This is a genomic window from Belliella kenyensis (assembly GCF_022549675.1).
GTDB classification, from domain to species: Bacteria; Bacteroidota; Bacteroidia; order Cytophagales; family Cyclobacteriaceae; genus Belliella; species Belliella kenyensis.
This window is the reverse complement of sequence record NZ_JAKZGR010000004.1, coordinates 48,784-61,708: the sequence shown is the minus strand read 5'-3', so window position 1 is coordinate 61,708 and position 12,925 is coordinate 48,784. Positions and strand designations below refer to the sequence as shown.

The following is a 12,925-nucleotide window of genomic DNA, read 5'->3' as shown; positions in this document are numbered from 1 at the left end:
CATGAGAACCATTTGTTTTTACTTTCAAGTCCATCAACCATTGAGGATTAAGCCATATAGGTTTTTTGATATAGGAGATGACCATTACTACTGGGATGATTATAGCAATAAAACTATCATGCGAAAAGTAGCACAAAAGTGTTACCTTCCAATGAACGCATTACTCCTTGATCTCATACATCAATATAAAGGAGCTTTCAAAGTGAGTTTTTCAATTTCTGGGGTGTGTTTAGACCAGTTTGAACTCTATGCCCCTGATGTTTTGGACAGCTTCAGGAAGCTTGTAGATACTGGATATGTGGAACTATTGAGCGAGACTGATGCTCATGCACTTTGCTCTTTGAAAAGCAAAGCTGAATTCACCAAAATGATCAATGTTCACCGTGAGAAGATCAAGAAGCATTTCAATGGATACGAACCAAAAGTATTCAGAAATACAGAGTTAATCTACTCTGATCAGATAGGAGCCATGGTGGCTGACTTGGGCTTCAAAGGTATTCTTACTGAGGGAGCCAAGCACATATTAGGATGGAAAAGCCCCAATTATGTATATCACAATGCAATCAAACCTGATCTTAAGGTGTTGCTCAAGAATTTTCAGTTGAGCGATGACATTGCTTTCAGGTTTAGTAATAAAACATGGGCTGACTATCCATTGACTACGCCTAAATTTGTGAATTGGATCAATGCCATCCCAAAAACAGAGGAAACACTCAACTTATTCATGGACTATGAAACATTTGGGGAGCACCAATGGGCAGAATCTGGAATTTTTGAATTCATGAAAGCATTACCTGGAGCAGTATTCGAAGGTAGTGATTTTGGTTTTTCTACACCGAGTGAGGTACTGGACAGCGCCAAAGTAATTGCACCCATACATGTACCTACGCCAATCTCATGGGCTGACGAGGAGAGAGATCTTACTGCTTGGCTTGGTAACGACCTGCAGGATGAAGCATTTGAAAAACTTTATCAAATGGAAAGCCTTGTAAACCAGGTGGAAGATGAAGAAATCAAAAGAGATTGGGCATATCTTCAGACCTCTGATCACTTCTATTACATGTGCACCAAGTTCTTCTCCGATGGAGATATACATGCCTATTTTAGTCCCTATGATTCGCCTTATGATGCTTTCATTAACTATATGAATGTTCTAAGTGACTTTATTTTGAGATTAGAAAAAAAGCATAAAGAGCAACTCAAATCTTCATAGCGTTTTATGAATACAAAGTACGTTATAATCATCTGCCTTGGATTGATCATTTCTTCTTGTCATGTCAAGGTAGGACAGTCTAGTTCTGAAGTGATAAGTAACGAAATTGAAAGAATTGATAGATCGGATGCAAGTATTTTAAAAGGAGTTTTTGTCCCTAAGGGCAAAGACTCCTTTTTTACTTCTGGGATAGTTGCTGATCTGATCGACCAAAAAGCAAGCGTAGGTGATAATCTCAGATATGGCAATACTTATCAGCAAAGTATTAGCATACTAAGCAAGATTGAAAAAATACTTTCAGAAGCTCATTTCGAAATGCAAGATGTAGTTTTTCTCAGGGTATATCTCGCACCAGACAGAGATGGGAATATTGATTGGCAAGCATGGTTTGATGCTTATGGAGAATATTTTCAAACCGAAAACAACCCCAATAAGGTCGCAAGGAGTACAGTTGCAGTATATGCACTTGCCAATCCTGATCTGCTCATAGAGATAGAGGCAGTTGCTTTTAAGTAATTGATTTTCAATCCCTAAGTTTGCTTTTTTCAATACATTATCACATATTGTATTGAAAAAACACCTAATCCTAGCAACTATGAATTACAATCAAGACTTTCAACACCCACCAGTCAATACTTCTGATTGGTTTTTAACTGTTTTCATTGCAAATATACCCATAATTGGCTTTATCATGCTGATTGTTTGGTCATTAGACAAAAATGGCAATCCAAGCAAAGCTAACTGGGCAAAGGCAAAGCTAATCTGGATGGCAATAGCCATAGGAATATTCATGTTATTGTTCTTTTTGATAGGTTTTGGAGCGATTTCTGGATTTTTTGATAATTTTGATCTTGATCAATTCGACATGACCTAATGAATATCAAAGCCATTTGTACTGATATTGACGGTACATTATTAGATAAAAACAGAGGACTATCTCCAAGACTAATAGCCGCAATAAATAAATTACCGAAAGATTTTCCAGTAATCTTAGCCTCATCACGCATGCCCGCCGCAATGAGACACCTTCAAAAAGATATGAACCGCTTAGGCGAACCATTGATATGCTACAATGGAGGCTACGTCATACATGATCAAACGCAAGAAGTATTGGATGATGTGAAGATAGCCCTATCCCAATGTGAATCCTTGGTACAAATGGCTTCTGGTACTCAAGTTCACATCAGTCTGTATCAGGGTGAAGATTGGTTTGAACCAGAATTGGATTATTGGGCCATGAGAGAGCAAACGAATACCAAAGTGAATCCACTCTTGCTTAAGCCCTCAGATGTCTTAAATAGATGGAAGTCATCTGATTCTGGTGCTCACAAAGTTATGTGCATGGGTCCAGCAGAGGAGATAGATAGGTACTTCCAACTTGCGCAAGATGCAATGGGTGATATGCTTCACCTGTATAGATCCAAGGACACCTACATTGAGATAGCGCCAAAAGCAATCTCTAAAGCTTCTGCATTAGCATTGTTGCTTAAAAAGAATCATGACATAAAGTTGGAAGAGGTCATGGCATTTGGGGACAATTATAATGACATTGATATGCTCAAGGCAGTGGGTGTAGGTGTAGCTGTAGGTAATGCAAGACCTGAAGTCAAAGCGATTGCAGATCGAATTACATTAGACCACAAAGAAGATGGTGTGGCTATATTGATTGAAGAAATTTTGCAACAAAATAATTGGATCTAAATTGATTTTGGTAAGATCTTTAAGTTAAAATCAGTATATAATTCTGTTTGCCTATGCCTTCTAGTCAATAGGCATTACATCTATTGTACTTGTTAATTCACAAAGAGATACAGCTTCAATGAAAAATTTCAGCTAACTTTGTCAAAAAATTATTGTCATGACCGAACAAACACACAAAGCAGGCTTTGTCAATATCATTGGAAAACCAAACGTTGGCAAGTCTACCTTGATGAATGTGCTTATCGGTGAAAGACTTTCGATCATCTCCTCCAAAGCACAGACCACGCGTCACCGCATCATGGGTATCATCAATGACGACAGCTATCAGATTGTCTTCTCAGATACACCAGGTATGCTGAAGCCAAAGTATGAGCTTCACAAAAACATGATGAGTTTTGTGCATATGTCTCTGGAGGATGCAGATGTGATCCTTTTCGTAACCGATCTATTCGAAACAGAAGAAGAAATAGAAGACGTAATAGAAAAGATCAACCAATCGGGTGTACCCGTGCTACTTGTCATCAACAAAATCGATCTTAGCAAAGAAGATCAATTGAATGAAGTGACAGCTTATTGGACTCAACGCATCAAGGCAGAAACGATCATACCGATCTCTGCGACCGAAAGCTTCAACACCGAGCGTATTCTTCAAGAAATTCTAGATAGACTGCCTTATCATCCACCTTTCTACGACAAGGAGGAACTCACAGATAAGCCGGAGCGTTTCTTTGCTTCTGAAATCATCAGAGAAAAAATCTTCCTCAATTACAAAAAAGAAATTCCTTATAGCACCGAAGTAGCGATTGAGGATTTTTATGAAGAAGATAAAATCATTCGCATCAGGGCTATAATCTATGTAGAGCGATCCAGTCAGAAGGGAATTATCATAGGTGAAGGCGGCAAAGCACTCAAAAGAATCGGAATACAAGCCAGAGAAGAAATGGAAAAATTCTTTGGTAAAAAAATCTTCCTAGAAACCTACGTGAAGGTAGAAGAGGATTGGAGAAAGAATAAAAATAAGTTGAAGAAATTTGGTTACGACCAATAAGTAATAAAAAAAATGGCAAATATAGTAGCAATTGTAGGGCGACCTAATGTAGGTAAATCGACCTTCTTCAACCGACTGGTAGAAGAAAGAAAAGCCATAGAAGATAACATGTCTGGAGTCACTAGAGATAGACATTATGGACATGCACAATGGGGGGGGAAATATTTTTCTGTGATCGATACAGGTGGATATGTGACAGGTTCAGAGGATGTGTTTGAGGCTGAAATAAGAAAACAAGTTACCCTTGCGGTAGAAGAAGCAAATGTTATTCTTTTTGTAGTAGACTGTCATGACGGATTGACGGATCTAGATAAGGAGTTTGCTAATGTACTTCGATCTACCAACAAGCCAATTTACATTGTAGCCAACAAGGCTGATAATACACACCAAGTCCATATGGCATCAGAGTTTTATGCATTGGGACTGGGAGACAATGATGTCTTTCCAATAGCAGCAGTTTCTGGTAGTGGCACAGGGGAACTTTTAGATGCAATCATTTCAAATTTTCCTGACGAAGGAGTAGAAGATCCAGATGCAGGAATTCCTAAAATTTCAATTTTGGGTCGACCTAATGTAGGTAAATCATCTTTCCTCAATGCGCTATTAGGAAAGGAAAGATCTATTGTAACAGATGAAGCTGGCACTACTCGTGATGCAATCCATACAAGATACAAGCTCTACGGACAAGATTTCATCATTACCGATACAGCTGGAATAAGAAAAAAAGCCAAAGTAAAAGAAGATATTGAGTTCTACTCTGTCATGAGGTCTCTGAGAACTCTTGAGGAGTCAGATGTGATTATCGTCATGGTCGATGCTTCTAGGGGATTTGAAGCTCAAGATATGAATCTGATCAGCTTAGGTATCAAAAACAACAAAGGCATCATGATCATGGTCAACAAATGGGATCTCATCGAAAAAGATCACAAGACCATGGACAAATTCAAAAAAGATATCATAGAAAAGCTTGGGGAAAACCGATGGATACCTATGATATTCACTTCGGTCATGAACAAGCAGAGAATCTTCCAAGCTATAGAGCTTGCTGTGAAAGTCTATGAAAATAAGAACAGGAAAGTTACTACTTCCAAAATAAATGATGTGATGCTGGCTGAAATTGAAAAGTACCCACCACCAGCATGGAAAGGAAAATACATTAAAATCAAGTATGTCACACAGCTTCCTACCAAGAATCCTGTCTTTGCATTCTTCTGTAATCTACCCCAATACATCAAGAGTCCATACACGAGGTATTTGGAAAATAGACTTCGTGAAAACTTTGATTTTGAGGGTGTTCCGATTAAGGTAGTTTATAAAAAGAAATAAAAATATTTTATGCAAAGTGCTTGACAATTACATAATCGGTTGTACATTTGTGTGCTTAAAATTAAGAAACAAACAAAAACACAATGAAAAAGGTATTTGCATTATTCGCCGTAGCTGGTATGCTATTCACTGCATCTTGCGGTAACAAAGAAGTTTCTGAAGAGTCTGAGATCGAAGTGATCATCGAAGATACTGAAGAAACTACTGAAGAAGCAGTTGAGTCAGTTGAAGAGGCTGCTGAAGAAGTTGAAGTTGAAGTTGAAGAAACTGTAGAAGGTTAATCAACTCTAAATTTTAAATAAAAACCTCCGAATTCTCGGAGGTTTTTTCGTTTTGAGTGCCCCCTTTTCAAAAGCTATTCAAAAAAAGATCCCCGATCATTGTTGATCGGGGATCTTTTTATTCTACCTCTGAAGCATATTCTTCAACAGGTATACAGCTACAGATCAAGTTCCTATCACCGTATGCAGAATCTATTCTTCTCACAGTAGGCCAGAATTTGTTGGCTTTGACATATGATAAGGGATAAACAGCCTTTTCTCTACTGTAAGGAAGTTCCCATGCATCAGCCAGCGCCAAAGCAGCAGTATGTGGAGCATTTTTCAGTACATTATTTTCTTTATCAGCTATGCCATCATATATTTCCTGAATCTCAGCTCTGATAGCAATCATTGCCTCACAGAATCTGTCCAATTCAGAAACTGTCTCAGACTCAGTAGGCTCTATCATCAAAGTCCCAGCAACTGGGAAAGAAACTGTAGGGGCATGGAAACCATAATCCATCAATCTTTTTGCTATATCTTCCACTTCCACACCGACTTCCTTGAAAGCTCTGCAATCAAGAATCATCTCGTGAGCCGCTCTTCCTCCTGTACCTGTATACAGAATTGGAAAATGAGATTCAAGCCTAGTTTTGATATAATTGGCGTTGAGTATAGCCATTTTGGTTGCATTAGTCAAACCATCTCCCCCCATCATTGCGATGTAAGCATAAGAAATTGGCAAAATACTAGCACTTCCAAATGGCGCAGCAGAGATAGCATGTATGGCTTGTGTACCACCAGTTTTTACCAAAGGATTCCCTGGTAAAAATGGTACAAGCTGCTTGGCTACCGATATCGGCCCCATGCCTGGACCTCCTCCACCATGAGGAATGCAGAAAGTCTTGTGCAGGTTGAGGTGACACACATCAGCACCTATCAGGCCTGGGCTAGTCAATCCTACTTGTGCATTCATGTTGGCTCCATCCATGTATACCTGTCCTCCATGCTCATGGATTATTTGACAAATCTCCTGAATGGCTTCTTCAAATACTCCGTGAGTAGAAGGATAAGTTACCATCAAACAAGCTAGGTTATCGCTATGTGCTTCTGCTTTTGATCTTAGGTCTTCTACATCTATATTTCCCTTATCGTCACATTTCACCAGTACCACTTTCATTCCTGCCATCACTGCTGATGCTGGATTTGTGCCATGTGCAGAAGTAGGAATCAATGCGATATCTCTATGGTGATCACCTCTACTCTGATGATATGCTCTGATTACCATAAGTCCTGCATACTCTCCTTGTGCACCTGAGTTAGGCTGCAAGGAGGTGTCAGCAAATCCTGTGATTTCAGAAAGCCAATTTCTCAAGTTCTGGAACATTTCATAATATCCCGCCGCTTGATCTTGTGGGCAAAACGGATGTAACTGACCAAACTCAGGCCATGTCACCGGAATCATCTCAGCAGTCGCATTGAGCTTCATGGTACATGATCCCAATGAGATCATCGAATGGACAAGTGATAAATCCTTGTTTTCTAATCTTTTGATATATCTCAGCATTTCATGCTCTGCATGAAACTGATTGAATACAGGATGTTCCAAAAATCCAGAGGTTCTTGCTAATCCATCTGGAAGGTTGATTTCCAAACTTTCAATAAGTTCGTCCCAATTGATGGTTACCTTTTGGCTAGTGGATTTGGCAAATACCTCCACCACAGCATGAGCATCTTCTAGCGTCTTGGCTTCGTCAAATGATAAGAATATGGCCCCTGGCTCATACCGGAAGTTCATTTCAGCAGACAATGCGAAAGCTTGAACCTTAGCTTGCTGCACATCATCTACCTTGATCTTAATGGTGTCAAAAAACGTTTTATTTTCTTGTTCAAAACCCAGTTTTGATAATGCCTTTGCAGTCAATTGAGCCAAACCGTGAGTTCTACCCGCAATTTCTTTCAATCCTTTTGGCCCATGATAAACGGCATAGAATCCAGCCATTACAGCTAATAGTACTTGCGCAGTGCAGATATTTGAAGTTGCCTTTTCTCTTTTGATATGCTGCTCTCTGGTCTGAAGTGCCATTCGATAAGCTTTGTTCCCATCTTTATCTACAGATACACCAATGATTCTTCCTGGCACCTGCCTTTTGTAAGCCTCTTTAGTCGCAAAAAAGGCTGCATGAGGTCCACCAAAGCCCATCGGCACACCAAATCGCTGACTTGTACCAATCACCACGTCCGCCCCCATCTCACCTGGAGGAGTCAACAAAGTCAGGGCAAGCAAATCTGTGGCGAAAGCAGTCAAGACATTGTTTTCCTTAGCAGAAGCGACCAAAGACGCATGATCTATCGCTTCACCATCAAGATTGGGATACTGTAATAGTATACCAAATAAGGCAGGGTCGGTCAAATCCAGTTCAGCCAGAGGTGCTATCACCAATTCTATCCCAATCGGTGCAGAACGCGTGATCAAAAGGTCTTTTGTCTGTGGGAAGATTTTCTCATCCACAAAATACCTATTGGCTGACTTTTTCTCTCTAGGCTTGGATGCAAACAACATGGTCATTGCTTCGGCAGCAGCGGTAGCTTCGTCAAGTAGAGATGCATTGGCCATTTCCATTCCTGTAAGCTCCATCACTGTCGTCTGATAGTTGATGAGTGCTTCAAGTCTGCCTTGGGCGATCTCTGCTTGGTAAGGGGTGTAAGCAGTATACCATCCTGGGTTTTCGAGTACATTTCTCAGAATCACCCCGGGTACGATAGTATCATAATATCCTAAACCAATAAATGATTTGAAGATTTTGTTTTTTGAAGCCAAATCTTTGAAAGCTTTCAGAAATCCAGCCTCTGACATAGCTGCTGGAAGGTCCAAAGCTTTTGTTGATTGGATTGATTTTGGTATCGTCTGATCGATCAATTCTTCTAGGGAACTGGCACCGATTTTTTCCAGCATCATGGCTATATCTTCTGGAGAAGGGCCATTATGTCTGTTTTCAAACTTGGTAGTGGGGGAAAGATTAATCTTCATAATCAGTATGGTAAAGGAAAATTATTCGGGTTATATCCTCATTGTTTTTGGAAGTGCAAAGGTATAAATTATTGAATCAAATTGAGTTGAAGTATTCAAGATTTATCTCTTCAAACAGTTCAAATTGATAAACGGTTTTAAACTGTTGGGAATAATTTTTAAGTTTGATATTATTTTATTGAAAATACCATCAGAATATAACTTATGAAGAGAAATTATTGGGTAGCGGGATTGCTATCATTGTGCCTGACCTGGCAGGTAAGTGCACAAGATGCCACTGTCATGAAGTATGCCGAGCTGATCACAGCTGAAGCATTGGAGGAAAAACTAACCTATTTAGCCTCTGATGAGCTAGAGGGAAGAGATACTGGAGAAAAAGGTCAAAAAATGGCAGCCGAATATTTGGCTAATCATTATAAAAATTTAGGCCTTGTAGGTCCAGTGAATGGGGATTATTTACAGAAATTTAACTTAGCATCTGTAACTTTTTCGGATGTCAATCTCACTGTTGGAAAGCAAAAGCTGGTAAATAACGAGGATTTTGTTTTCATTGGTGATGGAGACATGAAGAAAGCTGCAAAGGCTGACTTGGTTTTCTTGGGATTAGCTTCTGAAGAGAATTTGGCCAAAGTAGACGTAAAAGGAAAGCTTGTCGGACTTTGGGCCATAGGTGCAAGAGCACAGACGGTAGTAAGCGATGTCATGGAAGCTGGAGCAGCAGGTATTGTGATCGTGACCATGGAGGGTCAAGCCAACTTTGACAGACTTGCAAATAGATACAAATCCCTCAGCGGAAGGGGAAGATTAGGTTTCGAGCAACCATCCAAACAAGAACCTATTTTCTTGATCAGTTCAGATAAAATGTCTGCACTATTCGAAACTCCAGTAGAGATTCTTAAAGAGGCCGCTAAAAATAATCCTGAGTCTATCAAATCTCAGAAAGCTACCTACTTGATCAAGAAAACAACCAAACTGGTTCCTACAGAAAATGTGATGGGCTACTTAGAAGGTACAGATAAGAAAGATGAAGTATTGGTCATCTCCTCACATTATGATCATACAGGTATCGATAGCCAAGGTAGAATCAATAATGGCGCTGATGATGATGGTTCTGGAACTGTATCAGTGATGCAGATAGCAGAAGCATTTGCTGCCGCTGCCAAAGATGGTATCAAGCCAAGAAGAAGCATCCTCTTTCTCAATGTAACAGGTGAGGAAAAAGGTCTCTTGGGCTCTGAGTACTATTCTAACAACCCGATCTTCCCACTGGAGAATACAGTGAACAATATCAATATAGACATGGTCGGAAGAATAGACTATGAATACCAAGATGCAGAAGATCAAGATTATGTTTATGTAATCGGTTCTGAAATGCTTTCTTCACATTTGAAAATAATCAATGAGTACAACAATATCACCTACACAGGCTTGAAACTGGACTACAGGTATGATGCAGAAGATGATCCAAACAGATTCTACTACAGATCTGACCATTACAATTTTGCCAAGCACAATATCCCTGTAATATTCTTCTTCAATGGTGTCCACGATGATTATCATCAGCACACAGATACCGTCGACAAAATCGAATTCCCACTGATGACTAAAAGAGCCAAATTGATCTTCCATACTTCATGGGATCTAGCCAATAGAGACGAAAGAACGCCTGTAGACGGCACGAATACAAGAGGAGAGAGGTAAACTTTGGATGGACAAATGGTACACTGGTACCATTGTGTAATCATGTTGTTTAAATAGACAAACCAGCGAAAATCCCCTTTGACTTTCATAAAAGATCAAAGGGGATTTTTATTTGATGTCAAAAGTGCACAGGGTAAAATTTCAGAATGGCAAATTCAAATGAACCTCAACTGAATGATTTCTGATTAATTTTCGATATGCCAAGGGATAGCACTATTCAAATGGAAATAGAAAAAACATCAGAAAACAATTAAATTGCTTCCATGAAAAAGAACTTCAAAGATGTAATCCATAAAAGTGAGGAGGCAATATTGGTAGATTTCTATGCTGACTGGTGTGCTCCATGTCAGACGATGACACCTATACTGGAAGAGGTTATCGAAGAGGTAGGTGGAAAGATCAAACTTTTCAAGCTCAACATAGACAAAAACCCCCAGTTGGCCCAGCAATTTGCTGTAAGATCAATTCCTCATTTCATACTTTTCAAACGTGGTAAAATCCTTTGGAGAAAAGGGGGTTATATGACCAAGCGTGACTTGATCAAGTCGCTAAAAGGCTTTTTGGGGTAAAATTGATGATGGATAGTGAAGAGGCTGTGTATTTCCAAAGTCAGTAATTAAGCTGATTAATTTTCAATTAATTCCCAGAAACATTTTGATGTAGCTTTCAGCTTTAGATAATATATTGACTGATACCGGAACAAGATCAACCTCGAATTGCAAGTTGAAATTATCAAAGAATTATGATTCATTTATGTTTTTAAAAATTTAGAATATAAAAAAACCTCCCCAAGGTGCTTCAGGGGAGGTTTTTGTCTAGGCTTTATGTTATCCTAGCAATTTATATCAGGAATTGGAATTGAAAAATCATCACTTCTTCCATGTTGCTTTGCCACCTTTGGCGGAGTCTACAGTGATGCTGTAGTTCCCGCCTCCACTTACTATCCATCGAACTTTCACAGCACTCATACCTGGGATATTTTCTACAGCTATTTTTTCGGGATTCACTTTTTGTTCCGTGACTTTATTGAAGTCCTCATTTTCTACTGTGAATGCAGCGATAGCTTTTGCACCAGACAAAGTCACATAATCAGGTCTTTCAATTTTGTATTTCAAATCCTGACTAGAGTGGGTAGGTATCATTCGCTCGTTGTAAATCGTAGCTGTGATTTCTTTCAATCCTCCACCTAGATCTTTTTCATTTACCTCCGTCACACTCAATTTCGGAGTATGATAAGCATGCAGGATGGAAAAAGCTGCATTTCTATGTGCGTCTTGCTCTAGCAAGAAGCCAGGATGCAGTCTCCCAAAGTTCTTCTTGAATCCACCGATTTCTACTTTTCCAAATTGTGGGTGATCATACTCTTTCCAATCTACAAATGCATCTCCGAAAGTGAGGTATTTGTCTACTTTCATCTGCTCATCTTGATTGCCTCTTCCTGCATTTTCATGAAAGTAAAGATATGAAGTCATCAGCTCATTAGAGTAAGTGAAGATTCCTCTTCCTCCGTAGAACCAATCCAGCTGTCCTCCAAAAACTGAGTACAGGTCTTTGTAAACTACCAAGTACCTATAACCAGGCATGAATTCCTCGCCTTTTTTCGCAATGGCATCATAGATCCTCACATCTGTAGCATTGTATGTATCTAGATCTTCCTCAGCTCCCGGCCCTCTTAAGATCATACCGCCATAGTTATGGTAAGATTGTGCGGCGGCGATATTTGGATGCTTCATCACAAATTCCATCACTACCCTGTTTTCAGGAACTGTAAATGGATACCTCAAAGCACCACTTTGAACATAATCAGGCTGCCAATTCCAGCCCCAATCTCTATTTGGGTCATAGTAACCAATACCATCATCATTGACGCGACCATCTCCATCTCTATCAAGTCCTTCTTGGCCTATCATTTCGTATTCGCCTTTTTCATCAAGCCCTACTCTGATGAGTTTTCTCGGATCCATAGGGTCTTTGATCATGTTACCATAAGGTGACTTTCTGATCATCTGCGTGATGTTTCCATCGCCATCCAAGTCATCCATGGGGTCCTCACCAAACTCCCCATCTCCATCATTGTCAAATACCATCATGCCAGATCTTGGTGTATTACCATTGTTTGGACCTGTCATGAAATAGTCATGCGCATCAGGATTGATTGTAGGTGCAAAATAGAATGTCTTGTCCTTTAGCAACTCTGAGATAAAGTCTAGTTCTCCATACATCTCCATCAAGTACCAAGCGGTATACAAGGTGAATTCAGTCCCTTGTATCTCATTGGAGTGAATATTTCCATCTATCCACATGGCAGGCTTATCCTCAGGCTTGCCTGTCTTGAAATCTGTCACGGTAAGTACCCAAATGTCATTTCCCTGATAAGATTTACCAATACTTTCAAGCTTCACTAAGTTTGGATGCTTGGCGACCATGTCTTTCATGATCTCAAGAAGTGCCTTGTTCGTATGGTATCTGTTCCAAGAAACTTGAACTTTTGGGTTGTGCGGTGTACCTGCGGCACGAAAGTACCTGCCATCGGCCACCTGAGCCTCGGACACTTGTGCTCCACCTATGCACATAGCTGCTCCAAGAGCTGTTGTATATATCCAGTTTTTAATTTTCATGTGTTTATCATTTGTTTTTTAATTGTC

Annotated in this window: 11 protein-coding genes; 9 read left to right on the top strand and 2 right to left on the bottom strand. The window is 39.7% G+C overall.

The genetic code is table 11. The annotated features are described in order from the left end of the window. The first annotated feature begins 1 nt into the window (after position 1). From MM214_RS05255 to MM214_RS05225, 7 genes are all read left to right on the top strand, one after another. Positions 2 to 1,213: a glycoside hydrolase family 57 protein gene (locus MM214_RS05255; RefSeq protein WP_241292833.1), complete on the top strand. Its 1,212-nt coding sequence runs from the start codon at positions 2 to 4 to the stop codon at positions 1,211 to 1,213. A 6-nt stretch (positions 1,214 to 1,219) separates the two neighbouring features. Next, positions 1,220 to 1,729: a RidA family protein gene (locus tag MM214_RS05250; RefSeq protein ID WP_241292831.1), complete on the top strand. Its 510-nt coding sequence runs from the start codon at positions 1,220 to 1,222 to the stop codon at positions 1,727 to 1,729. A gap of 79 nt (positions 1,730 to 1,808) precedes the next feature. Further along, positions 1,809 to 2,087, top strand: coding sequence for a hypothetical protein (locus MM214_RS05245; RefSeq protein WP_241292829.1), 279 nt, complete (start codon positions 1,809 to 1,811; stop codon positions 2,085 to 2,087). Further along, entirely contained in the window at positions 2,087 to 2,914 is an 828-nt protein-coding gene (locus MM214_RS05240) for a Cof-type HAD-IIB family hydrolase (protein ID WP_241292827.1), read from the top strand. Before MM214_RS05245 ends, MM214_RS05240 begins: the two co-directional genes overlap by 1 nt. A 157-nt stretch (positions 2,915 to 3,071) precedes the next feature. Continuing rightward, complete coding sequence (gene era, locus MM214_RS05235; RefSeq protein WP_241292825.1) at positions 3,072 to 3,962, top strand: GTPase Era; 891 nt, start codon at positions 3,072 to 3,074, stop codon at positions 3,960 to 3,962. A gap of 12 nt (positions 3,963 to 3,974) precedes the next feature. Continuing rightward, positions 3,975 to 5,288 carry a ribosome biogenesis GTPase Der gene (gene der / locus MM214_RS05230; protein WP_241292823.1) on the top strand — a complete coding sequence of 438 codons (1,314 nt, stop codon included), beginning with the start codon at positions 3,975 to 3,977 and terminating at the stop codon, positions 5,286 to 5,288. Between the two features lie 83 nt (positions 5,289 to 5,371). Next, a complete protein-coding gene (locus tag MM214_RS05225) occupies positions 5,372 to 5,569 on the top strand; it encodes a hypothetical protein (protein WP_241292821.1) in 198 nt (65 codons plus the stop codon). 118 nt (positions 5,570 to 5,687) lie between these two features. Here the strand turns inward: MM214_RS05225 and gcvP are convergent, their stop codons facing one another. Next, complete coding sequence (gene gcvP, locus MM214_RS05220; protein ID WP_241292819.1) at positions 5,688 to 8,579, bottom strand: aminomethyl-transferring glycine dehydrogenase; 2,892 nt, start codon at positions 8,577 to 8,579, stop codon at positions 5,688 to 5,690. 204 nt (positions 8,580 to 8,783) lie between these two features. On the opposite strand from gcvP, the gene MM214_RS05215 reads away from it, so the two are divergent. Both MM214_RS05215 and trxA read left to right on the top strand, forming a co-directional pair. Continuing rightward, entirely contained in the window at positions 8,784 to 10,280 is a 1,497-nt protein-coding gene (locus MM214_RS05215) for a M28 family peptidase (RefSeq protein WP_241292817.1), read from the top strand. Between the two features lie 263 nt (positions 10,281 to 10,543). Then, a complete protein-coding gene (gene trxA / locus MM214_RS05210) occupies positions 10,544 to 10,849 on the top strand; it encodes a thioredoxin (protein WP_241292815.1) in 306 nt (101 codons plus the stop codon). Positions 10,850 to 11,149: 300 nt separating this feature from the next. Here trxA and MM214_RS05205 read toward each other — a convergent pair whose 3' ends face one another. Continuing rightward, a complete protein-coding gene (locus tag MM214_RS05205) occupies positions 11,150 to 12,898 on the bottom strand; it encodes a M14 family metallopeptidase (RefSeq protein ID WP_241292813.1) in 1,749 nt (582 codons plus the stop codon). Positions 12,899 to 12,925: the final 27 nt, after the last annotated feature.